We start from the raw sequence: 22,901 nt of genomic DNA, 5'->3' as shown, positions 1-22,901 counted from the left end.
CGATCAAGCCATCCGCTGTGGTAGCGATCACCCACATTCACACCACACATTCCCACGAGGGGGCGATGATGCCGCCAAGCTTTGTGTCCGCCTACGCCCCCGATGACGTCGCCATCGCGCGCCGCCTGCTCGGGGCGGCCAGCACGTCGCCCGAGGGCGAGGCCGCGATCAAGGCCCGCGCGCGCGACTTCATCGCCGCGATCCGGGCGGGCGGCGGCGGCTTCGGCGGCGTCGAGGAGATGCTGCGGGAATATGCGCTCTCCACGCGCGAAGGACTCGCGCTGATGGTGCTTGCAGAGGCGCTGCTGCGCGTGCCCGACAGCGGCACCGCCGACCGGCTGATCGAGGACAAGCTCGGCCAGGGCGATTTCGTCCGCCACGAGTCCAAATCCAGCGCGCTCCTGGTCAACGCTTCCGCCTGGGCGCTGGGCCTCTCCGCCCGCATCATCCGGCCGGGCGAGACGCCGGACAGCATCATCGGCCAGCTCGCCAAGCGGCTCGGCCTGCCAGCGCTGCGCACCGCGACGCGCCAGGCCATGCGCGTGCTCGGCAATCATTTCGTGCTCGGCCAGACCATCGAGGAGGCGCTGTCGCGCGCCCGCTCCGGCTCGGGCGGCCTCTACCGCTATTCCTTCGATATGCTCGGCGAGGGCGCGCGCACCGCCGGCGACGCCGAGCGCTATCACGCCTCCTACGCCGCCGCCATCGACGCCATCGGCCGCGCCGCCGGCAACCGCCCGCTGCCCGAGCGGCCGGGGATTTCGGTGAAGCTGTCCGCGCTGCATCCGCGCTTCGAGGCGGTCAGCCGCGAGCGGGTGATGCGCGAGCTGGTGCCGCTGCTGATCGAGCTGGCGCGGCGGGCGAAGGGTTTTGACCTCAACTTCACAGTCGACGCCGAGGAGGCCGACCGGCTGGAGCTGTCGCTCGACGTCATCGGCGCCGCCTTCGCCGACCCCTCGCTTGCCGGCTGGGACGGTTTCGGCCTCGCCATCCAGGCCTATCAGAAGCGCGCGGGCGCGGTCATCGCCTGGACCGGCGAGCTGGCGGCGAGCCTCGACCGGCGCATGATGGTGCGGCTGGTCAAGGGCGCCTATTGGGATACCGAGATCAAGCGCGCGCAGGAGCGCGGCCTTGCCGACTATCCGGTGTTCACCCGCAAGGCCACGACAGACCTCAATTTCATCGCCTGCGCCGACCAGCTCCTGGCGCTGCGCCCGCGCATCTTCCCGCAATTCGCGTCGCACAACGCGCTGACCGTGGCGACCGTGCTGGAGCGGGCAGGGCGGAGCGGCGATTTTGAGTTCCAGCGCCTGCACGGCATGGGCGAGACGCTTTACGCTCGTCTCCGCGAGACCGATCCGGCGACCGCCTGCCGCGTCTACGCGCCCGTCGGCGGCCACCGCGATCTGCTCGCCTATCTGGTGCGGCGGCTGTTGGAGAACGGCGCCAATTCCTCCTTCGTCTCCGCCGCCGCCGACCCGGACGTGCCCGTCGAGACGCTGCTGCGCCATCCCGGCGAAATTTTGGGGAAGGCCGACAATGCGCGCCACCAGGGCATCCCGCTGCCGCCGCAGCTTTACGGACCGTCGCGGCGCAATTCGGCTGGGGCGGAATTCGGCGACCGGGTGGCGCTGGAGAAGCTGCTGGCGGATGTTGCCGCCGCGCGCGAGCCGAGCGTTTCGGCTGCGTCGCTGAGCAACGGCAAGCTCTTGGGTGGCGCAGGCCGACCCGCCATCACCCCCATCGATGCCCGCACCGCCATCGGCGAGATCACTGAACTCGACCCAGCCGCCGCCGGCGAGATCATGGCCGCCGCCCAAGCCGGGTTCGCCGCCTGGGCCGCGACGCCCCCCGCCAGGCGCGCCGCAGCTCTCGACCGCGCCGCCGACCTGCTCGAAGCCCGGCGCGGCCGCTTCGTCCACCTCATCCAGACCGAAGGCGGCCGCACGCTCGACGACGCCGTCTCCGAATTGCGCGAGGCCGTCGATTTCTGCCGCTACTATGCCGCCGAGGGCCGAAAGCTGTTCTCCGACGGCCAGCCGCTGCCCGGCCCGACCGGCGAGTCGAACACCCTGCGGCTGCGCGGGCGCGGCGTCTTCCTCTGCATCTCGCCGTGGAATTTCCCGCTCGCCATCTTCACCGGCCAGATCGCGGCGGCGCTGATGGCGGGCAACAGCGTCGTCGCCAAACCCGCCGAGCAGACGCCGCTGATCGCCTTCGAAGCCGTCAAGCTGCTGCATGAGGCGGGCGTTCCCCAGACCGCGCTGCATCTGGCGCTCGGCGACGGCCGCGTCGGAGCGGCGCTGGTCGCCGACCCCCGCGTCGCCGGCATCGCCTTCACCGGCTCGACCGAGGTCGCCCGCCTCATCAACCGCGCCCTCGCCGCCAAGGACGGCCCGATCGTGCCGCTGATCGCCGAGACCGGCGGCATCAACACCATGATCGCCGACGCCACCGCCCTGCCCGAACAGGTCGCCGACGACGTCGTGACCTCGGCCTTCCGCTCCGCCGGCCAGCGCTGCTCGGCGCTGCGCCTGCTTTGTGTGCAGGAGGACGTCGCGGACCGCATGATCGAGATGATCGCCGGCGCGGCGCGCGAGCTGAAGCTCGGCGACCCGCGCGATCCCGCGACGCAAATCGGCCCGGTGATCGACGCCGATGCCAAAGCCAAGCTCGACGCCTATCTTGCGGAGGCGCGGACTGCCGGGCGCATCCTTTATGCGGGCGAGACGCCGGCCGAGGGGCATTTCGTCGCCCCGCACATTGTCGAACTGGCGGACCCGCGTGCGCTCAAGGAGGAGATCTTCGGCCCGGTCCTGCATGTGGCGCGCTGGCGGGCGGGCGGCCTGGACGACGTGCTCGCCGCCATCGAGGCGACCGGCTACGGCCTGACACTCGGCATCCACTCCCGCATCACCGAAACCGCAGACCGCATCGCCCGCCGCCTCGGCGCCGGCAATGTCTATGTAAACCGCAACATGATCGGCGCGGTGGTCGGCGTGCAGCCCTTCGGCGGCAGCGGCCTGTCCGGCACCGGGCCGAAGGCGGGCGGTCCGCATTACCTGGCACGGTTCGCCACCGAGCAGGTGGTGACGGTGAACACAGCCGCCGCCGGCGGCAATGCGGAGTTGTTGATGGGGATGGAGTAGCTTCTGTGCATGGGCCCCCGTGCGGAGGCGCCGACATGATGTCCGCTACAATTGCTCAAGCAACGATATCTCGTATATCAGTGCCCGGCGTGCGAAACCCTTGCAGTCCGAGCCTAGACTTGACATAACATATCATTATTCGTAAATTTCTCTCATATTTGCCATATTGAGAGAGCATTGAAATGTTTGTTGTTGTCTTTCTCGCCCTCCTTTTAATTCCCACAATTTCCCGTTCGCAAACGCCAGAAATGCGCAATCTGGCAATTCTCACCGGCAAGAAAGAGCTGACATACTATAAAATCGGCAGTGATATCGCCAGGATCGTCGAGAAGGAATGCGGGGCCAATCTGGAGGTGAAGGAGTCGCGCGGGTCCCTGGATAGTTTTCAGCGCTTGAGGGATGAAGCTTATGTGCAGATGGCGATCGTACAGCAAGATGTCATCAACTATCTGACCCGGTTCGCGTCCGAGGATAAGCAAATCAAGCGCCTGGTAGCGTCCACGCGTTATGTGTTTCCGCTCTATTCCGAAGAAATCCACATCGTCACGACAGCCGATTCGGGCATCAAGGCGTTCGGCGATCTGCAGGGAAAACGGGTCGCGCTCGGAAGCCCGGAGAGCGGAACCTATATGACATCCACCTTTCTCTTGCTGACGGCCGGCGTCAGCGTCAGGCCGGCGGAGGTGGATGGAAAGGAAGCCTTTCAGCGGCTCCTTCTACCCAATGAAGATGCTCAGAAACTCGATGCGATTTTCCTAGTCGCCGGCGCGCCAATTCCCCTGCTGACGGAAGAGGAGAAGAACCGCAGCAATCTCGCGCTGGTGCCGATCGAAGATTCCAGGTTGACGAATTTAAAGCCCTATTTCGTCGCCAAAATTACCAAGGACGATTACCGCTGGCTCAGCGAGCCAGTGCCGACACTTGCGGTGATGTCGGTGCTGGTCGCCTTCAATTTCCAGGAAGAACACTGCCTGAACATCGGCATGGTCGCCAATCGCGTGAAGGCGAATATCGAGGAGTTGAAGCGAACCGCAGGGACCTCCAGCCACGCCAAATGGGCGGAAGTCAACCTCTCGATGAAATTATCCGGCCTCGAGACTTATGAATGCGTTTCCAAATATATCGACAGAAAGGTCGTAAAATCATCGAACCGGCAGTGCAGCTTCGCCGGTGGCGGAGGTGCCCCGGATAGGCTGGACTGTGCCGCGAAATCCCCTAACAAGATTTTCCAGCATCTGTGCGATAATTTACCAAGATGAGCTTGGTTCTGGGGTGGCCGATGTGTTGAGCAGAATATTTTGGGCTCTCGTTACATTTTCTACCTTGATTGTGCTGGCCCTCGACCTTTTGTCATATTATGAGCAGAATAAAAGCTGGGTGTGGCCGAATATTGAGAATGGCGCGCTGTATGTCAGGCAACTCATCGATCAATCGTTCGGCGGCATGAAGAACGACGCCAAGGCCGGCGATTGCCAAAAATATTGCGTACAGTATAAATATGTCAGCGAATTCCCGAATTGTTCTTCGCTGGATCGGCTGGCGCAGAAGGTCCTGTGCCTTACGACCATCCCCAAGCCGCAGCTCGTTTGCGCCGAGGAGAGATGTGAGCAGCCGAGCCATTGACCTGATCTAACGGTCTTTAAACGTCCGGCAAACTATCGTGTCGCCTGATGCGAGGATTGCGCGAGGCGCAGGGTCATGAAATCACGCCTTATCGGCCTAGCCGCGACAGTCTTCACCCCATTCATCATGAGCGATGCCGCCGCCGCGCGCCTGACGGAAATCCCCTCGCGGTTTCAAGGTGCCGGCTGCAATCTCAAATATAGCTACGCGCGGAAGCCCAAGGCCGATGCGTCGGATTGCGTCTCCGCTAAGGCCGAGAACACGGACGGCGCGGGCCACGACAACGCCATTCGCATCACCGGCAGCCAAGTGCAGGGCCCGAAATGGGCCTGCACCGTCAAATCGATCGAGAAGCTGACCAAGATCGAGATCAGCTTCACCGCCGATTGCAGCGCCGAGAACACCCCCTATTCCAGCACGATCACGCTGATCCGCCGCCCGGGCAAACGCATGATCGTGCAGCAGGTCGTCTCCGGCCGGTATACGCTCGATATCTATCATCTGCGCGCGGCGTCGCACTAACCGGGCCGCGCGCAAACCGGCTCACAGATAGTCCCACTCCGCCGGCACGAACCGATAGCCCGCCCCCGCCGCCTCGACATGGCCGACGCCGGGGAACGGAATATGCGCGCCGGCGATCATCACCCGGTCCCGCGCCACCTGCTCCAGCACCGCCTTGCGCGTCTTGGCGGCGAGCGGCTGGTCGACGTCGAAGGACAGCGTGACGTCCGGCCGGGCGAATTGGACCGGCCCGGCATGGATGATGTCGCCCCAGATCAGCAGCGTGTCCTTGCCGCTGGTGACGCGGTAGCCGGTGTGGCCCGGCGTGTGTCCCGGCAGCGGCACGGCGGTGATGCCCGCAACCGCCTCGGCCTCGCCGCTGACGAGGCGCAGGCGGTCGCCATAGGCCTTTACGGCGGTGACGGCGAGATCGAAGAACATCTGTGCCTCGGCGGGCGCCTTGGCGCGGATGCCGGCATCGCTCCAGAAGCCGTGATCGGCCTGGCTGACCAGGAATTCCGCCTTATCGAACACCGGCTTGCCCTCCCGATGGCTGCCGCCGATATGGTCGGGATGCAGGTGGGTGGTAAGCAGCGCCGAGATCGCCGAGGGCTGGTAGCCGGCCGCGATCAGATTGCGCTCCAGCCGGCCGAGCGCCGGCCCAAGCGCTGCGCCGGTGCCGGAATCGATCAGGAAGACTTTTGACCCGGTGTCGACGACGAAGGCGTTCACCGATCCGCGATAACTGCCCGGCGCCAGATAGGCCGCGCGCAGGGCCGCCTGAAATTCATCCGGCGTGATGCCGCTGAACAGCGCCGGATCGAGCATGATATGGCCGTCCGAGAGCGCGGTGACGACGATGTCGCCGATTTTGAAGCGCTGCGCCGCTGCGACCTGCACCACGGTGTCCGCGATCGCGACCGGTCCGAGAAGGCTGAGAGTGACGCCGCCGGCGAAAGCCGCCGTGCCGAGTTTCAAGACGTCGCGCCTGTTCATAGCAAGTCCCCATGGTTGCGTCGGCAAACCAACAAAGCGCGGATCTTATCGAGTCGCGGGACCGCCAAAAAGCCGTTTCCGGCGTCGCATCCAGCGTCCAACCTAAAACTTTTAGCTAGGAGCAATCCCTCATTCGGTGAATACGTGACATTCCCCACTTTCCATAAGCGTTCATTCGGCTCAGTCTCGCGGCCGGCTTTCACGGCTCGCGTGGTCCTCCATGGCAGTCACCGCCCCGCAGCGATTGGTTCCCGCAGGGCATCTCGAAGCCCCACCGATAGGACACACCATATCGAATGCGGCAGGCGTCTCGGCCCGCATCGAGATCATGCGGATCGTGCTGATCCTCGGCGTCGTGGTCATCCACATCCCTTTCGACACGGCCGCCTCGCCCTATGCCGGCCATCGGGATCTGTGGACGCCGCTGCATCTTTTGCTGCGCGACGTGGTCTTCCGCGCGGGCGTTCCGTGTCTTGGCGCGATCTCCGGCTATCTGGTGTTCCGCAAGGGGCACCGGATCGATTACGGCGGCCTGCTGCGCAGCAAGGCGCGCACCATCCTGGTGCCGTTCCTGATCTGGAATTTCGGCCTTTATGCGCTGGTGCTGGCCGGGGAGAGCATCGGAGTCGGGGAGGGGCATTTCCCCAATCTTGCGGCGGCGCCGGCGCCGGTGACCCTCGACCTGCTCTTCGCGATCGAGCACGCCCCGGTCAACCTGCCCCTGTATTTCCTGCGCGATCTGATGGTGTGCTGCCTCCTGGCGCCCGTCATCGGGCTCCTGGTCGAGCGCGCGCCCTGGCCGACGCTCGCGGCGCTGTTTCTGATCTCGGTGCTCGGCCTTCGCACCTATGTCCTGCTGCGTCCGGATATTCTGTTCAGCTTCGCCCTCGGGGCCGCGCTCGCCATTCACCGCATCGATCCGATCCGCCTCGACCCTCATGCGCCGAAGCTGCTGGCGGCGTTTCTGCTCGGCTCGCTGGCGCTGGCGACCTGGATGCTGGTCTGGCCGCAAGAGCATCACGCCCTGCTGATGAGCGCCGTCAAGCTGCTCAGCGCTTTCGGCATTCTGGGCGCATGGGCGGCCGGAGCCCTGATCGCCGCCAGCCCGTTCGGGGCCACCATGGCCGAGGCGGGACGTTTCAGCTTCTGGATTTTCTGCGCCCACTACCCGGTGCTGGTCGCCGAATGGATGGTGTGGGAGAAGCTCGAGCTCGGACCGGCCTTCTACCCGCTGTTCTTCGTCCTCGCCTTCGCCGTCACCTTCGCCGGGCTCAGGGCCTCGTATCTGGCCTTCTCGGTGGCGTGTCCCGACCTGCTGCGCGTGCTGACCGGCAACCGGGGGCGCCGCGAGCGGTCATCAACCGCCGCCTTGGCGTAAGCCGCGTGCGATTCCGCCGCAAGTTTTGGACAGGCGCAGCATTGGCCAAACCTTCCTGGTCATCGGCGATGAGCGTTTCGCACTGCGAAAGAATAGCCCCGCAATACTTGGAAAAATCTACCGGGCGCCATCGCGAAATTTGCTTTTAGGCCATGCGTACAAAGGGCTTCCCGCCGCCAAGAATGGCTATTGCGCTGCACAAAATGCTGCCGCATACTCTGAGATCGCGGTTGCATACAAGCCGGCGGAGCCGGTGCCTGGGAGGGCATGACGCGATGAACTACCATTCCTATGAGCTGGCCCACGCGGCGGTCACGCCCTTGCGCTGGGGGGCCCAGGGGCTCAAGATGCAGCTCCAATCCCCGCTCAATCCCTTCCGCGATATGCTCCTGCCGCGCATGATCGCGGCGAGCTGCGAAGTCTTCGAAAACGTCACCCGCCGCTACGCCAAGCCCAAATTCGGCATCAAGGAAACCAAGATCTTCGGCATGCCGGTGCCGATCAACGAGGAGATCGTCTACAAGACGCCCTTCTGCAATCTTTTGCATTTCGACCGCGACGTAAACGTTATCGGCCGCCGCTACGATCCCAAGGTGCTGATCGTCGCCCCGATGTCGGGCCATTACGCCACGCTCCTGCGCGGCACCGTCGAGGCGATGATCCGCGAGCACAACACCTACATCACCGACTGGGCCGACGCGCGCAACGTGCCGATGACCAATGGGCCCTTCGACCTCAACGATTTCATCGATACCATCATCGAATTCGTGCATTTCCTCGGGCCGAATACCCATGTCATTGCCGTCTGCCAGCCGGCCGTGCCAGTGCTTGCAGCGACCGCGATCATGGCGGCGCGCAAGGACGAGATGCAGCCCGCCTCGATCACCCTGATGGGCGGCCCGATCGACACCCGCCGCAACGAGACCGTCGTCAACAAGCTCGCCAAGACGCGGCCGATCGAATGGTTCGAGAAAAACGTCATTTCGCACGTGCCGTTTCCCTATCCGGGCTTCATGCGCAAGGTCTATCCCGGCTTCGTGCAGCTCACCGGCTTCATGCAGATGAATCTCGACCGGCATGTGAACGCCCACCGCAACCTGTTCCAGAACCTCGTCAAGGGCGACTGCGACAGCGTCCAGCAGCACCAGACCTTCTATGAGGAATATCTGGCCGTGATGGATCTGCCGGCCGAGTTCTACCTCCAGACCGTCGCCACCGTGTTCCAGGAGCACGCCTTGCCCGACGGCAAGCTGGTGCACCGCAACGAGCGCGTCGATTGCGCCGCCATCACCCAGACGGCGCTGATGACGGTCGAGGGCGAGAAGGACGATATTTGCGGGCTCGGCCAGACCGAGGCGGCGCATGACCTGTGCCGCAACATCCCGGTCGATGAGAAATATCATTATGTGCAGCCGGGCGTCGGCCATTATGGCGTCTTCAACGGCACGCGCTGGCGCACCGAGATCCAGCCGCGCATCCGCGAATTCATCCGCACCATCCAGTTCAAGCGGATGGTCGGCAACAAGGCGCGCGGCGCGCTGCCCTATCGCAGCCTGCACCAGGATCGCGAGCAGATTGTCGAATATTCCGCGGCGGAGTAAGAAGGACCCGGGCAAGGTCGGATCGCGGCGCCGCGGGCGTTGACCTCTTTCATGCGCTTCCTCACAGTGCTAGCCTTGCCCGGCAATCGGAAAGGCGCTCATGACATTTCGGCTCATCGGTTTTCTGCTCGGCATCCTGTTGGCGATGCCGCCCCGCGCCATGGCTGAGGATGGGGAGGCGCTGCCGCATTTCACCGTCCGGGACGCCGAGGCCGCCATCCAGCAGGCCATGGCCGGCCTGCCCACCATGCATTGCGGCAAGGATCCATGCGCGGCGGCCACGCCCGAGGAGTTCGCCGAGCCGCCGGTCGATGCGGACGATGCGCGGGTGGCGCTGATCACCGGCGCGCGCTCGGCGCGGCTGCGGTGGTGCGGGCTGGAATGGAAGGAGCGCGCTTTCCCCCTGATGATGCAGGGCTTTCAGCAGAAGGGCATCCATAACATCCGGGCGCTCGCCATTCTGCAACTGATCCACACCGGCCAATTCGCCCGCGACTACGGCAATCTGCAGGTGCTGAAGACTTGCTCCCCGGAGACCAAGCTGGCGTTGGACAAGGCCAATCCGCGCGTCGAATTGCCGCCGTGGCAGGGCACTGTGAACAACGCGCTGCTCGACGAGAGCGTCGCCGGCATGCTGCAGCGCATTCTGGGCGAGATCCACAAGTCGCGCTGCGGTCCCGAGCTCTGTGCCTCCGCCACCGACGAGGAGAAGGCCAAGCCGCCGGTCAGCATCGAGGAGGCCCGGCGGGCGATGAAGGTCGGCTTGCTGTCGGGCACGGCGGAATTTTGCGGCATCGACTGGAAGGCGCGGATTTTCTACCCCTTCATGGCCTATCACGACCGCACCTTGAAGATGTCCGACCGCCAGCTCGCCATCGTCAGCATGCTGCACGGCACCATGCACAGCTTCATCGTCGACGGCTACAAGAAGCGCGGCGCCCCCTGCACCGACCAGATGCGCGAGAGCCTGGAGAAGCAATTGTCGAACGGGTAGGAGGCTGGACGGAAATTACTTGATCGCTTATGAGGTCAATTGCGAGGCCCGAACAATTGCATTGACGGCCAGGCGGCCTGGCGGGGTGGATGCGGGCGATGTTCGAACGGTCGTCTTCACGGCCGTCGCGGGCTATCACCTCTTAAATGACGCTTTTGGCAATATCATCTTCGCGCTCGAAGAAGTCAGTGTTGAGCGGCTGCTGGCGGAGCATGGTGGGCAGATCGTTGAATCCTATCGCATTTCAGGTGCGCCCGGACCGTGGGCAGCCGATCTGACCTCCGCCGCGCAATTGTTTGCGGATGAGGGGATGAAGGGTTTCATGCTTTCATCCTCCTATGGACTTTCGGGCTGGATCATCGCCGGAGACTATCGGGTCGAGCCGCGCGACCCATCGGCTTTGCGCTGAATGCGGTCAGAGATTGCTTAAATTTTCATCAAAGGCCGAACGTATCGATTAGGCGCTTCGCGCCGACGACCGACGCTGTGGCCACTACTTGCCCTCTCCCAGTGGGAGAGGGCGGCGCGCGAAGCGTGCCGGGTGAGGGGTAACAAACGATCGGTAAGGCACAGCGGGCCATCCCAGTCCTCGCCAAGATCCCCACCGCCGTCGCCCCGGCCGTAAGAGCCGGGGCCCACTCGCTTATCCACTTGCCGCAGTGCTCGCGGATGCGGGATTGGGTCCCGGCTCGCCGCTGCGCGGCGTCCGGGACGACGATCTGGGGCATCGAACTACGGATAGGCATTACCCCCTCACCCCAACCCTCTTCCCCTGGGAGAGGGAGTTCGGCTGCGGCCCGGTTCGGCGCCTGCGGATAAGCTGCCGGGGCATCATCCACTTGCACCCGCGACACCCCCATTCCCAGCTTGGCACCGGACTTGCTTCTTGCCTGCCGTGCAGAGCGTCTAGGGTTCCGGCCGCATCCCAAAAAGCGGCGCTGGTCCGAGAGGCGCAGACCGGGTGTGTTGCCCGGAGACACGGCGGGCCAAAATCCCGGGAGAGGACTGCACGACAGGTTTGCGGGCGCAAACCTCAACTCCCGGTCGCGCTCCAAACCGCTTGCGAAGACAACCGCTGGTCGCAAACGAATAAGGAGAGCTGACCGATGCGCCGCATGCTAGGCCTGATACTCGCCGCATTCTTCCTCATCAGCGCCGCGCCCGCCGAGGCCGCGCCGAAAAAAGATTTCAAGGTCTGCTGGTCGATCTATGTCGGCTGGATGCCCTGGGGCCATCTGCAAAGCTCCGGCATCATGAAGAAATGGGCCGACAAATACGGCATCACCGTCGACATCGTGCAGATCAACGACTACGTCGAATCGATCAACCAATACACCGCCGGCGCCTATGACGGCTGCTCGATGACCAATATGGACGCGCTGTCCATCCCGGCCGGTGGCGGCGTCGACACCACCGCGCTGATCGTCGGCGATTATTCCAACGGCAATGACGGCATCATCCTGAAGGGCAAGGACAAGCTCGCCGACATCAAGGGCCAGAAGGTCAATCTGGTCGAGCTGTCGGTGTCGCATTATCTGCTGGCGCGGGCGCTCGAAGGGGCAAAGCTGTCGGAGAAGGATATCACCGTCGTCAACACCTCCGACGCCGACATGGTCGCCGCCTATTCGACCGCCGATGTCAGCGCCGTCGTCACCTGGAACCCGCTGCTGTCCGAGATCGCGGCGATGCCGAATTCCAAGCTGGTGTTCAATTCCTCCGCGATCCCCGGCGAGATCATCGACATCATGATGGTCAACACCGCGACGCTGAAGGACAACCCCGATTTCGGCAAGGCGCTGGTCGGCGCGTGGTACGAGCTGATGGGCATCATGTCGGGCAGCGACGCCGCCGCCAAGGCCGCGAAAGAGGAGATGGCCAAGGCGTCCGGCACGGATCTGGCCGGCTTCGACGGGCAGCTCAAGACCACGCAGATGTTCTACAAGCCGGCCGAGGGCGTGGCGTTCACCAAGGACGCCAAGCTGCCGCAGACCATGCAGTTCGTGGCCAAGTTCCTGTTCGACCACGGCATTCTTGGCACCGGCGCCAAGAGCGCGGAGGATGTCGGCATGGAGTTCCCCGGCGGCAAGATCATCGGCGACAAGTCGAAGGTCAACCTGCGCTTCGATCCGAGCTATATGGAGCTGGCGGCGGGCGGCAAGCTGTAGGACAGGGTTTTCGCTTCTAGCATTGTGCTTTGCTCGGATGCAGCTAGGCCTCCCTCCCGCAAGGAGACCTTTGCACCATCAGGCAACCTCAATCCCGTCGCCCCGGCCGTCAGAGCCGGGGCCTACTAGCCTCTCGGCTGGCACTGTGCTTGCTGATCTGCGAGTGGATCCCGGTCCGGCCTGACGGCCGCCCGGGACGACGGGAGGGGGAGGCCCGACGAAGCGCGAAGGCAGCAAATGGGGGCGAGTTCGGCGCCTCTCGTTTGGGCCGTTTCCTTGACGGTGAGGGGGATGCCGAGCACGGCATCGGATCAAGCGCGATGTTTGCACATTCGGAACAATCGCGTCCCGCAGCTTGCAGGATGACAAGGGGCGGCAAGGCCGCGTAGATTTCATGTCGGTTGGTCCCATTTCGCAAATCGGTGCCGATGAGCCAGCGTCCCTGCCGCTCAGCCCCCTGCCGCGCAGCCGCGAACCGGCCGCCGCGCCCGCTTACGCTCCCGCCGCCGCGTCCGGCCGCATGCGCCTGATCAACCAGCACCCCGGCCGGGGCGAAAAAATCCTGCTCGGCGCGCTGCTTTTCGTCGCGCTCATCATCGCCTATTCCATCGGCAGCTATCTGCGCCTCTCGGCAAACCCCGACGACAAGCTGCTGCCCTCGCTCGCGCAAATGTCGCGGGCGATGTACGAATTCGCCTTCGTGCCCGATGTGCGCTCCGGCGACTACCTGCTCTGGTCGGACACCGCCGCCAGCCTCGGGCGCCTGTTCAGCGGCATCGCCATCTCCGCCATGATCGCCGTGGGCCTCGGCGTGCCCGCCGGCTTCATTCCGCGCGCCCGGGCAACGCTCGCCCCCTTCGTCGCCGCGATTTCGCTGATCCCGCCGATCACCATCCTGCCCGTCCTGTTCATCATCTTCGGCCTCGGCGAGACCTCGAAAATCGTCCTCATCGTCATCGGCACCGCGCCCGTCATGGTGCGCTACATGGCGCAAATGGTGACCGAAATCCCGCAGGAGCAGATCATCAAGGCGGCGACGCTCGGCGCCTCGACCTGGCAGATGATTCTGCGCGTGGTCTTCCCGCAGATCATGCCCAAGCTCATCACTTGCATCCGGCTGAGCCTCGCGCCCGCGTGGATTTTCCTGATCTCCGCCGAGGCCATCGCCTCGACCGGCGGGCTCGGCTACCGCATTTTCCTCGTTCGCCGCTATCTCGCCATGGACGTCATCCTGCCCTATGTCGCCTGGATCACGCTGATCGCCTTCGCGCTCGACCGGCTGCTCTATCTCTACTCCAAGCGCCGCTACGCCTGGGCGCATATCGAGGGCGGCGCGCTATGAGTTTCGTCGAGGCGCAGAACATCTGGGTCCGCTATGGCGATGCGCCGATCCTGGAGCGCGTGTCGATCGCCGTCGAGCGCGGCAGCTTCTGCACTATCGTCGGCGCTTCGGGCTGCGGCAAATCCACTTTCCTGCGCCTGCTGCTCGGCCAGGAGCGCCCGCAGCGCGGCCGCGTGCTGATGGAAGGCGCGGTTATTCCGGCCGAGCCGACGCCCGACCGCGGCATCGTCTTCCAGCGCTATTCGGTGTTCCCGCATCTGACGGCGATGCAGAACCTGACGCTCCCCGCCGCCTTCGAGCAGTCGCCCTTCCTCGGCCGCCTATTCGGCAAGGCGAGGCGCGAGGCGGAAGAAGCCGCCGACGCCATGCTGGCGAAAATCGGCCTCAGCCATGCGCGCGACCGCTATCCGGCGCAGCTTTCCGGCGGCATGCAGCAGCGCCTCGCCATCGCGCAAGCCTTGCTGAAGCGCCCGAAAATCCTGCTCATGGACGAGCCCTTCGGCGCCCTCGATCCCGGAATTCGCTTGGATATGCAGACGCTTCTGCTAAACATCTGGCGTGAAACCGGGATGACCATCTTCATGGTGACCCATGATATTTCCGAGGCCTTCCGGCTCGGCACGCGCCTCATCGTCTTCGACAAGGTGCGCCACGACCCGCAGCATCCGACAGCTTTCGGCGCCACTATCACCTATGATCTGAAGCTGAAGGACGGCACCGCGCTGGACAGTTTCCGCGCCGCCGAATTCTTGGCCGAACAGACCATCAACCAAGATGGAGCAGTCCATGTCTGACCCCTTCCGCGCCGTCTCCCGGCGCAGCCCCGGCTTTCCCCTTCACGCCCGCCGCGCCCGCGCGCATCACCCCGATTTCAACGCCCGCGAGACGCGCGGCTGGAAGGCCATCGAGGCCGAGGGGCGGCTGTCGGAGGATGGCTGGCGGCGCGAGCAGCAATGGGCGCTCGACATGGGCCTGCCCGGCGCGGACTGCCTGACCGACAAATCGATCCCGACTTTTGCGCGCGGGGAGCTGCCGCATTTCGCCGGCATCAATACCTTCCTCAAGGCGCCCTATGTCGAGAATGTCCGAGATGTCGGCAAATATGATGCGGCCGTCGTCGGCATTCCCTTCGACAGCGGCACCACCTATCGGCCCGGCACCCGTTTCGGCCCGCAGGGCATCCGCCGCATCTCCGCGCTCTACACGCCGTACAATTACGAGATGGGCGTCGACCTGCGCGAGCAGATGACGCTGTGCGATGCGGGCGACGTCTTCACCATCCCGGCGAACCTCGAGAAAAGCTTCGACCAGATCTCGAAGGGCGTCAGCCATGTGTTTTCGTCGGGCGCGCTGCCGGTGATGCTCGGCGGCGACCATTCGATCGGCTTCCCCTGCGTGCGCGGCATCGCCGAATGCACCTCCAAGCGCATCGGCATCATCCATTTCGACCGCCATATCGACATCCAGGAAAAGGATCTCGACGAGCGCATGCACACCACGCCCTGGTTCTGGGCGACCAACATGCCGAATGTGTCGGCCACCAATCTCGTGCAGCTCGGCATCGGCGGCTGGCAGGTGCCCCGCTACGGCGTCGCCGAGGCGCGCCGGCGGCAGACCAATGTGCTCACCATCGAGGACATCGAGAAGATCGGCCTCGAGAAAACCGCCGAAATCGCGCTGGAGCTCGCCTGGAAGGACACCGACGCGGTCTACATCTCCTTCGACGTGGACTCGGTCGATTGCGGCTTCGTGCCGGGCACCGGCTGGCCGGAGCCGGGCGGCTTCCTGCCGCGCGAGGCGCTGAAATTGCTCGGGCTGGTCGCGGCGGAAGGGCTCTGCGGCCTTGAAGTGGTCGAAGTCAGCCCGCCCTATGACACGTCGGACATCACCGCGCTGCTCGGCGTCCGCGTCGTGGTCGAAGCGCTCGGCTCGATGGTCGCGCATGGCAAGCTCGGCAAGCACAAGGCCATCATCGACAAGCCGGTGGCGTTTTAGGGATCGGAACACAACATAAGGCAGACGTTTCTTGCCCTCTCCCGCGGGAGAGGGCGCGGACGCCGCCGCTCGAGGGCGCAGGATAAGAAAGAACCGCAATGCACCGCGACCATGCCCATCATTCGCACGATCATGATCACGATCACGCCGGCCACGACCACGATCATGAGCACGCCCAGCCGCACCGTATCGGCCACAATGCCAAGGGCCGTCAGGCCGCCGTGCAATGGCAGACGCCGCACGACCCCTCCGCCAATCATTCCCACGCTGCCGAAGGCGAGCCCGATTTCGACCTCGTCGAGTCCGCCTTCCTGACCGGCTTCTCCGCCGCGCCCGACCCGACCAGCTTCCTGCGCCTCGCCCGCATCCCCTTCGCGGGACGCACCGCCGAGGGCGACGAGTTGAAATTGCTGCGCGTGGAGACCGAAGAGGCCGTCGATGTCGGCGCAGTGACGCCGCAGCTCGGTGGCGGCTCCATGCGCTACGACCCGCTGCCCGCCAAGATGGTCTCCCGGCGGCGCAACCTCGCCTTCATCTATTTCGACGGCGTCCGCATCCGTTCGCTGAGCTTCACCGAAGCGCTGGCCCTGACCACCGCATAGAGCGGCACGGCGTGAGATGGAAATGGCCACGGCGTCGTGGTCTTTCTCAGCCCTTCAGTCGCCGCAGCCTAGCCCTCTCCCAGGGGGAGAGGGCGGCACGCGCCAGCGCCGGATGAGGGGGTAATGCCACTCCGTGAGGCGATGTCCGTCCAACCGAGAGGGATTACCCCCTCACCCTAACCCTCTCACCATGGGAGAGGGAACTCGGCTGTGAATTTTGTAACGGCTCCTGGTCTAAGCCGCTTCGGACCCATAAGCTCCGCGCAAGGCTGGCGCTGCTATTGCTCGGTTCATCAGACGTGTACGGCATCGCCGCCCGAGCCGGCGTTACGTAAAATTCCTTATCCCTTTCTCGCGCTGCGGGTCGGAACAATCGACGCGGGCGCCGGTTTGCGGTCTTTGAACGGGTCGGCGGCTGCCTGGCGCACCGAGCGTTGCGTATCCCAGCAAACCGTCCCCATTCGCTCAACGAGCGAGAGAAGAGGCCCATCATGGCGAGCGTGAATTCGGATTTCGACGTCCCCATCGACACCCCCCTGCCTCGCATCCGCAAGATCGGCATCAACGACCTTCAGGACGCCTTGAGACTAGGCTTCGAGGATTTCAAGGCGATGCCGACCTATTCGGTGTTTCTGATCTTCATCTACCCGGTCGTCGGCTTGCTGCTGCTGTGGATTACCTTCGGCTATAATCTGATCTACCTGACCTTCCCGCTGGTCGCCGGCTTCGCTCTGCTCGGACCGATCGCGGCCATCGGCCTTTACGAACTCAGCCGGCGGCGCGAGCAAGGCTTGCCCTTCTCCTGGGCCGCGCTGAACGTGTTCACCCTGCTGCGCGTCCGCTCGATCGCCCTGCTGGCGCTGGTGCTAATGGCGCTGTTCCTGCTGTGGGAGGCGACCGCCCTCGCACTCTATGAGACCACTTTCGGCGGCTGGAACCCGCCATCCCTCGGCGCCTTCGTCCGCGCCATCCTCACCACGGATGCGGGCTGGCAGCTCATCCTGATCGGCTGTGGCGTCGGGTTCTTCTTTGCGGCGGTTACCTTCGTCATCAGCGTGGTGTCGTTTCCGCTGCTGGTCGATCGCGATGTCGGCGCGGCGATGGCGATCGCCACCTCTGCCAAAGCCTGCGCCGCCAACCCCTTCACCATGGCGGTGTGGGCACTGATCATTGCGGCGTCGCTGCTGATCGGTTCGCTGCCGGCCTTTATCGGCCTTGCCGTCGTGCTGCCGATCCTGGGCCATTCGACCTGGCACCTCTACCGCAAGGTCGTCGTGCAATAGCACCCCTGCCCTGCCAGGCACAAAAAACCCCGCGTCGGCAGGTTGCCGGACGCAGGGCCCATGCAGGATATGAAGCCGGGCGCGCCTTCCCATTCGACAGGGGCGCGCCGCCGCCTAGAATTTAGCGGCTGAGCTGAGCCGGCAGATAGGCGGTGACTTCAAGGCTGGTTTCCGTCGAAGTGACCTGCGGCTTCTGCCAGGATTTCTTCTGCATTGGCGCATCTCCAATTTGCCATGCGGACTGCTTACGGTCCGCCATTTCACATCCTAGATCTAGGTTCGGCGCGGCGAAAGTCAATTGGCCACGTTTCGTTCCAGTTTTGTGTCAATGAACCCGTGCCAAACCGGAACGGATCACTGCTCACTCGGCCGCCTTCAGCCACATGGTCGCGTCGGCGCTGTCATTCTGGTGACGCCGGAAGCGATCGGCGAAGAAGTCGAGGAAGGTCCTGACCTTGGGCGAGATGTGCCGCGAGGATGGGAACAGCGCCCAGATCGCGGTATCGCCCGCCACGTCATAATCCTCCAGCACCCGCACGAGCTGTCCGCTCTGGATGACGTCGTGCGTCTTCATGCTGGAAATGCGCACGAGGCCGAGGCCGTAGAGAGCGGCGTCGATCAGCATTTCCGTGCTGTTGCTCGACAGGTTGCCGCTGACCCGCACCGCGAATTCGGAATTGCCGTTCGAGAAACGCCAGACCGAATTCTCGCCCTGCACCAGGCAATTATGTCCGTTGAGGTCGTTGGGCACTTTCGGCCCGCCATTCTTGGCGACATATTTCGGCGAGGCGAGGATGTAATATTTGTCCGGCGCGAGGCGCTTGGCGATGAGTTGGCTGTCGGGCAGCGGGCCGGTGCGGATGGCGACGTCGTAGCCTTCCTCCAGAATGTCGAGGATGCGGTCGGTCAGGTTGAGGTCGATGGTCACATTTGGGTGTTTTTGCTGAAATTCGCAGATGCCGGGCCGGATTTGCCGCCCGAGCGCGGCCGGCGCCGTGACCCGCAGCGTGCCGCGCGGATGGGTGGCCGACTCCGCCAAGGTCTCGCGCACTTCGTCGATCTCGGCCAGAATGCGCGTCACCGACCGGAGCAGCATCTCGCCCTCCTCGGTGATGCGGATCATGCGCGTATTGCGATCGAACAGCCGGACCCCGAGCGAGTTTTCCAGCGTCTGCAAGCGCTTGCTGACATTACCGGGGGTCATTTCCAATTCGCAGGCGGCAGCGGAGATGTTGCTGAGGGCTGCGACGCGGGCGAACACCCGCATTCCGTGGACGTCCATTACGAGATCCTCCCAGATCCAGTGGCCGGCTTGTGCTTCATTATTTTTTGAGCCTGCCGAATTCTCCACAGTATGAGCCGTTTGCGGCCACAAGGTCCAGATGGACTTGCCCGTAGGCCTAGGAAAATTCCGCAAGAGGCCCGTAAAGCCCCGGCGCTGTTCGCCTCGCCCGGTCCGTGCCATGATATGGTCTTATGGAATGTCGCGGTTTGGTCCGGCTGTTGATGCCGGCGATTTTCATCCTCTCGCTGTCGGCGGGCGGCGCCTCGCGGGCCGACGAGGCCGATGCGCATGGGCCGCGCCTGCACAACCCGTTTTGCAGCGTGGCGACCTTTGTCCGCCGCGATATTCTCACCCAGGCTCAGGCGAGGATCGACGCGAACGGGCGCCCGGTCATCTACATCAATCCGGAAAATGCGGCGGGCGATCTTGCCTATCGCGATTTCCTGATGGCGCATGAATGCTGCCATCACACGCGCGGCCATCTGCAGCGGCTCCGCCAGAAGCGGCGCGAGCAGGCATTGCTGGATATGTCTTTCGTCAACCGCAGCGTCGAGCTGGACGCGGATTGCTGCGCGGGGGTCGCACTGGCGCGCGCCAACCGGCGCAACGCGATCCGCGAGGCGGTGCGCCGGATGCAGTCCTTCGGCGCCATGCCGACCGGCGCCGGCGGCTACCCGGCCGGCGACATGCGCGCCACGCTGATCCGCGACTGCGCCGCTGGAGGCGGCGGGCCGGAGCGGTAGGGGGAGTAGTCTAAAACCCCCAATGATTGTCATTCCCGCGAAAGCGGGAATCCAGTAAATGGCAAACCTAACCGTTCGGCAGAGTGTTAGAGCGAACGCTGCGGCGTACTGGATTCCCGCTTTCGCTCGAATGACAAGAGTGGGTGTGTCGGCTGCCGCCATTCAATGCTTCACCGCCCTAAGGCTTCGGCGTTCCGCCTCCTAAAACCGTGGCCAGCCGATCCGTATCGATATTGCCGCCGCTGAGGATCAGGCCGACGCGTCGGCCGCGCATCGCGGCGCCATCCTTCAGCAGCGCCGCCAATGCCGCGGCTCCTGCCCCTTCGGCCGTATTGTGCGTGTCGGCGAAAAGCGCGCGGATCGCCGCTGCGATCTCGTCCTCGCTGACACGGACGACGCGCGCCGCGCCCTCGCAGATGATGGCGAAGGCATCCGCATCGGGATCGCGGCAGGCCATGCCGTCGGCGAAGGTCGCGGCGCTCTTGGCGGGCATGGGCCGCCCCGCCTCGAAACTGTCGGCCAGGGCGGGCGCGGCCTCCGCCACCACGCCGATGATCTGCGTCTTCAGCCCGAGCAGGTCGCGCGCGGCGATCAACCCGCAAATGCCCGATCCCATGCCGATGGGCACATAAACAGCATCCAGCTCCGGCTGCGCGGTGAACAGCTCCAGCGCATAGGTCGCGACGCCCTTCACCAGATCGGCGTGGAAGGAGGGCACCATGGCGAAGCCGCGCTCCGCCGCGATCCGGGCAGCGTGAACGCGGCTCTCGTCGAAATCGCGGCCCGCAATATGGAGTTCGGCGCCGAAAGCGCGCATCGCGGTGTTCTTCTCCTCCGAATTGCCCTCCGGCACCACGATCACCGAGGCAAGGCCGAGCCGCGAGGCCGCCAGCGCGATCGACTGGCCGTGATTGCCGCGCGTCGCCGTGACGACGCCCTTCAGGCCGGGCGAGGTGTCCAGCAGCCGGTCGAGATAGATGATGCCGCCGCGAATTTTGAAGGCGCCCGCCGGGGTATGGTTTTCGTGCTTCAGCCAGACCTCGCAGCCGGTGCGCTCGGCCAGCAGCGGCCAGGCATATTGCGGCGTCGGCGGCACCAGCGGCGCGATCCGGCGGGCGGCGGCATGCAAATCGTCGAGGCTGAACAGGGGCATTTGCGTCGATCTCCTTGAGTGCCCGCCTATCATGCCGCAAGCCGTGCCATCCACCCTTTCACGAAATTGACCTATTGCCACGCCGCGCCGCCACGACATTTGCGAAGGCCGCGCGGCCGGGGTAATTTTGCGTGATGGACGCCTGCCCATCACGCGCGCTTTCGGTCAACGGCCTGACGCTGCGGCTCTGGCCGCGCGGCGCTTATTGTGCGCGATACACGCCGGATATGCCGGTCGCGGGCTTTGCCTTCGAGAGCCAGAGTGGCCAGCACGCCTTCGCCTCCGATCGCGTGCGCCCATTTCAAGCCGTCGCCAACGGCATGGCGTTCACGCCTGCCGGCTGCTCGATCTATTCCGAGGCCCGCGAGGGCGGCGAATATCTGACGCTGACCGGACCCGCCGCCCGGCTTGTTGACATGCTGGCCGGCGAAGACCAGAAACTGCCCGCCGAGCGCTTCTCCGGCCGCGTGGCTGAAGATGGCATCGCGGCGGCCCACGCATTGCGCCGTTCTCTGCTCGGCGGCGTCGCCGATCCCGCCGCCATCGGAACCGCGGTCGCCACCTTCGCCGGGGAACTCGCCGAAGCGGGCGCGCCGGGCTGGCGGCGGCCCCCGCCGGCCCGCTCGATGACGCCGCGCCGCATCGCCCGAATCGAAGCGCTGATCGACGCCGAATTTTCCCGCCCCCTCGGCATTGCCGAAATGGCCGCGGCCTGCGATCTGTCCACCGGATTCTTCCTGCGCGCCTTCAAGGCCGCCACCGGCCAGACGCCGCATCATCTGCTGATGAGCCGCCGCGTCGCCGAGGCGCGCCGCCTGCTCCGCCAAACGCGCGACAGCGCTGGCGAAATCGCGCACCTGACCGGATTCAGCAGCCAGCCGCACATGACGACGGTGTTCAAGCGTCTGATCGGCGTCACGCCGGCCGCCTATCGCGCCGCCGCCGCTCCCCGGCTGGTGACATAAAAACGGTTGTTCGCCTGCCCTTGGGCCTGATAATTCACTCGTTGCATGGGGGTTATCGGCAAATCATTGGGGGCGGATCATGAGCACGGACGACAATCAGATTGCGGCCGAGGCGAAGAAGAAAGACGACGAAGATCGCGGCATTTTCGGCTGGCTCTATCGCTGGTACGACCGTTACGACACCTGGAGCGGCCGCTATGACTGGTTCAACTGGATCATGGGCTTCTTCAAGGCCCACACGGTCGCGACGGTCGCCACGACCGGCGTCGCGGCGGTCGCGGTCGGTGGGGCGGTGGTGCTGAGCAATCCCGAGCTCAGGGATCGCTGGCTGCCGCCGAAGCAGGTGGAGAAGGTCGAGCAGCCCGTCGCGGCGATGCCGGCCGAGCCGGTCGCGGTGACGACGCAGCGCTGGGGCTCCTCGGTGATCTTCCCGATCGAGGGCAAGGATTTGGCGCAGCGCCGGGCCTCGTTCGACGTCGCCGTGCTGCCGAAGGACCTGACCTGGGCGCGCAAGAGCGCCACCGACCTTGCCCAGGCCGACGAGGCCATCCCGGCGAGCGAGGCCCCCGCGCGCATCTTCACGCCCGAGCTTCGCGAAGGATTGTCGCGCTCGGCGGCGCTGATCGCGGTCGGGCTGGCCTCTCAGGAGGGGCAGGTCGAGGAGGAGACCGAGCGCGCCCGTCAGCGCGCGGCCTCGGCGGCCGGCTGGCTGAGCACCTCGGTCGGCGCGGACACGCCGATCTGGACGCTCAATCTCGGCCAGTTCCGCGGCGGCTGCCAGGCGGCGAACGAGACCGCCGACACGAGCTGGCAGCGGCCGGTGATCATCGTCGGCATCCATTCGCAGCAGGAGGGCGTCAATCTGAGCGAAGCCTTCGCCGATGCGATCAGCGGCAAATCCAACCTGCCAAGCCGCGATTGCTACACCAATTTCGACATGACGCGCTTCCGCTGAAACAGAGCGGATGAGCACGAGCGGGAGAGATATCCCGCCCGAAGCGTTTTGTGACCAAAAGCACGGCGGAGCGACCCTCCGCCGCGTACGCATTCTCCCGATCTGAACGCAGCACGCTTATTGCCGGGAAAATAACGGAATTCGGTTTAGAAAATTCCGCAAGGCGATTAG

Annotated in this window: 21 protein-coding genes and 1 riboswitch; of the genes, 17 read left to right on the top strand and 4 right to left on the bottom strand. The window is 64.7% G+C overall.

Annotation, left to right across the window (positions count from 1 at the left end; genetic code table 11):
- Nucleotides 1–68: 68 nt before the first annotated feature.
- The 4 genes from putA to BLEFHOIH_RS21080 all read left to right on the top strand — a co-directional run bounded on the left by putA (nucleotide 69) and on the right by BLEFHOIH_RS21080 (nucleotide 5,294).
- Nucleotides 69–3,149 (top strand): bifunctional proline dehydrogenase/L-glutamate gamma-semialdehyde dehydrogenase PutA, encoded by a 3,081-nt coding sequence (gene putA / locus BLEFHOIH_RS21095; protein WP_088348086.1) that lies wholly within the window; start codon nucleotides 69–71, stop codon nucleotides 3,147–3,149.
- Between the two features lie 182 nt (nucleotides 3,150–3,331).
- Nucleotides 3,332–4,408 (top strand): TAXI family TRAP transporter solute-binding subunit, encoded by a 1,077-nt coding sequence (locus tag BLEFHOIH_RS21090; RefSeq protein WP_088348012.1) that lies wholly within the window; start codon nucleotides 3,332–3,334, stop codon nucleotides 4,406–4,408.
- A 13-nt stretch (nucleotides 4,409–4,421) separates the two neighbouring features.
- The gene (locus tag BLEFHOIH_RS21085) at nucleotides 4,422–4,772 is read left to right on the top strand and encodes a hypothetical protein (protein ID WP_125461843.1); all 351 of its coding nucleotides are present in this window, start codon (nucleotides 4,422–4,424) and stop codon (nucleotides 4,770–4,772) included.
- 75 nt (nucleotides 4,773–4,847) lie between these two features.
- Nucleotides 4,848–5,294 (top strand): hypothetical protein, encoded by a 447-nt coding sequence (locus BLEFHOIH_RS21080; protein ID WP_088348010.1) that lies wholly within the window; start codon nucleotides 4,848–4,850, stop codon nucleotides 5,292–5,294.
- A gap of 21 nt (nucleotides 5,295–5,315) precedes the next feature.
- Here the strand turns inward: BLEFHOIH_RS21080 and BLEFHOIH_RS21075 are convergent, their stop codons facing one another.
- Nucleotides 5,316–6,269, bottom strand: a complete 954-nt coding sequence (locus BLEFHOIH_RS21075; RefSeq protein ID WP_088348009.1) for an MBL fold metallo-hydrolase — start codon at nucleotides 6,267–6,269, stop codon at nucleotides 5,316–5,318.
- A 220-nt stretch (nucleotides 6,270–6,489) separates the two neighbouring features.
- On the opposite strand from BLEFHOIH_RS21075, the gene BLEFHOIH_RS21070 reads away from it, so the two are divergent.
- From BLEFHOIH_RS21070 to BLEFHOIH_RS21020, 10 genes are all read left to right on the top strand, one after another.
- Nucleotides 6,490–7,647 carry an acyltransferase gene (locus tag BLEFHOIH_RS21070; RefSeq protein ID WP_088348008.1) on the top strand — a complete coding sequence of 386 codons (1,158 nt, stop codon included), beginning with the start codon at nucleotides 6,490–6,492 and terminating at the stop codon, nucleotides 7,645–7,647.
- A 275-nt stretch (nucleotides 7,648–7,922) separates the two neighbouring features.
- Nucleotides 7,923–9,248 carry a polyhydroxyalkanoate depolymerase gene (gene phaZ, locus BLEFHOIH_RS21065; RefSeq protein ID WP_088348007.1) on the top strand — a complete coding sequence of 442 codons (1,326 nt, stop codon included), beginning with the start codon at nucleotides 7,923–7,925 and terminating at the stop codon, nucleotides 9,246–9,248.
- 100 nt (nucleotides 9,249–9,348) lie between these two features.
- Nucleotides 9,349–10,242 carry a hypothetical protein gene (locus BLEFHOIH_RS21060; protein ID WP_088348006.1) on the top strand — a complete coding sequence of 298 codons (894 nt, stop codon included), beginning with the start codon at nucleotides 9,349–9,351 and terminating at the stop codon, nucleotides 10,240–10,242.
- Nucleotides 10,243–10,261: 19 nt separating this feature from the next.
- The gene (locus BLEFHOIH_RS21055) at nucleotides 10,262–10,651 is read left to right on the top strand and encodes a hypothetical protein (RefSeq protein ID WP_125461842.1); all 390 of its coding nucleotides are present in this window, start codon (nucleotides 10,262–10,264) and stop codon (nucleotides 10,649–10,651) included.
- Nucleotides 10,652–11,137: 486 nt separating this feature from the next.
- Nucleotides 11,138–11,245, top strand: a riboswitch (guanidine-I (ykkC/yxkD leader).
- A gap of 103 nt (nucleotides 11,246–11,348) precedes the next feature.
- Nucleotides 11,349–12,407 carry a putative urea ABC transporter substrate-binding protein gene (locus BLEFHOIH_RS21045; RefSeq protein WP_088348003.1) on the top strand — a complete coding sequence of 353 codons (1,059 nt, stop codon included), beginning with the start codon at nucleotides 11,349–11,351 and terminating at the stop codon, nucleotides 12,405–12,407.
- Between the two features lie 520 nt (nucleotides 12,408–12,927).
- Nucleotides 12,928–13,749 (top strand): ABC transporter permease, encoded by an 822-nt coding sequence (locus tag BLEFHOIH_RS21040; protein ID WP_088348085.1) that lies wholly within the window; start codon nucleotides 12,928–12,930, stop codon nucleotides 13,747–13,749.
- Complete coding sequence (locus BLEFHOIH_RS21035) at nucleotides 13,746–14,543, top strand: ABC transporter ATP-binding protein (protein ID WP_088348002.1); 798 nt, start codon at nucleotides 13,746–13,748, stop codon at nucleotides 14,541–14,543. Before BLEFHOIH_RS21040 ends, BLEFHOIH_RS21035 begins: the two co-directional genes overlap by 4 nt.
- Nucleotides 14,536–15,744: an agmatinase family protein gene (locus BLEFHOIH_RS21030; RefSeq protein WP_088348084.1), complete on the top strand. Its 1,209-nt coding sequence runs from the start codon at nucleotides 14,536–14,538 to the stop codon at nucleotides 15,742–15,744. The genes BLEFHOIH_RS21035 and BLEFHOIH_RS21030 overlap by 8 nt, the downstream gene beginning before the upstream one ends.
- A gap of 98 nt (nucleotides 15,745–15,842) precedes the next feature.
- Nucleotides 15,843–16,346 (top strand): hypothetical protein, encoded by a 504-nt coding sequence (locus BLEFHOIH_RS21025; protein WP_088348001.1) that lies wholly within the window; start codon nucleotides 15,843–15,845, stop codon nucleotides 16,344–16,346.
- Between the two features lie 491 nt (nucleotides 16,347–16,837).
- Complete coding sequence (locus tag BLEFHOIH_RS21020; protein WP_088348000.1) at nucleotides 16,838–17,629, top strand: DUF2189 domain-containing protein; 792 nt, start codon at nucleotides 16,838–16,840, stop codon at nucleotides 17,627–17,629.
- A gap of 121 nt (nucleotides 17,630–17,750) precedes the next feature.
- Here the strand turns inward: BLEFHOIH_RS21020 and pqqA are convergent, their stop codons facing one another.
- The gene (pqqA, locus tag BLEFHOIH_RS21015; protein ID WP_088347999.1) at nucleotides 17,751–17,843 is read right to left on the bottom strand and encodes a pyrroloquinoline quinone precursor peptide PqqA; all 93 of its coding nucleotides are present in this window, start codon (nucleotides 17,841–17,843) and stop codon (nucleotides 17,751–17,753) included.
- Between the two features lie 147 nt (nucleotides 17,844–17,990).
- On the bottom strand, nucleotides 17,991–18,911 hold the full coding sequence (locus BLEFHOIH_RS21010; protein WP_170937309.1) for a LysR family transcriptional regulator: 921 nt from the start codon (nucleotides 18,909–18,911) through the stop codon (nucleotides 17,991–17,993).
- Nucleotides 18,912–19,135: 224 nt separating this feature from the next.
- On the opposite strand from BLEFHOIH_RS21010, the gene BLEFHOIH_RS21005 reads away from it, so the two are divergent.
- On the top strand, nucleotides 19,136–19,657 hold the full coding sequence (locus BLEFHOIH_RS21005; RefSeq protein ID WP_125461841.1) for a neutral zinc metallopeptidase: 522 nt from the start codon (nucleotides 19,136–19,138) through the stop codon (nucleotides 19,655–19,657).
- A gap of 178 nt (nucleotides 19,658–19,835) precedes the next feature.
- Here the strand turns inward: BLEFHOIH_RS21005 and BLEFHOIH_RS21000 are convergent, their stop codons facing one another.
- Nucleotides 19,836–20,810, bottom strand: a complete 975-nt coding sequence (locus BLEFHOIH_RS21000; protein ID WP_088347996.1) for a threonine dehydratase — start codon at nucleotides 20,808–20,810, stop codon at nucleotides 19,836–19,838.
- A 134-nt stretch (nucleotides 20,811–20,944) separates the two neighbouring features.
- Between BLEFHOIH_RS21000 and BLEFHOIH_RS20995 the strand changes: the two genes are divergently transcribed.
- Nucleotides 20,945–21,775: an AraC family transcriptional regulator gene (locus tag BLEFHOIH_RS20995; protein ID WP_088347995.1), complete on the top strand. Its 831-nt coding sequence runs from the start codon at nucleotides 20,945–20,947 to the stop codon at nucleotides 21,773–21,775.
- A gap of 79 nt (nucleotides 21,776–21,854) precedes the next feature.
- Nucleotides 21,855–22,730 (top strand): hypothetical protein, encoded by an 876-nt coding sequence (locus tag BLEFHOIH_RS20990; protein WP_088347994.1) that lies wholly within the window; start codon nucleotides 21,855–21,857, stop codon nucleotides 22,728–22,730.
- Nucleotides 22,731–22,901 lie beyond the last annotated feature (171 nt).

Source organism: Rhodomicrobium sp. R_RK_3 (assembly GCF_002198715.1).
In the GTDB taxonomy this organism is placed as follows: Bacteria; Pseudomonadota; Alphaproteobacteria; order Rhizobiales; family Rhodomicrobiaceae; genus R-RK-3.
Note: the sequence above shows the minus strand (reverse complement) of the source record. Positions and strands in the feature narration are given on the sequence as shown.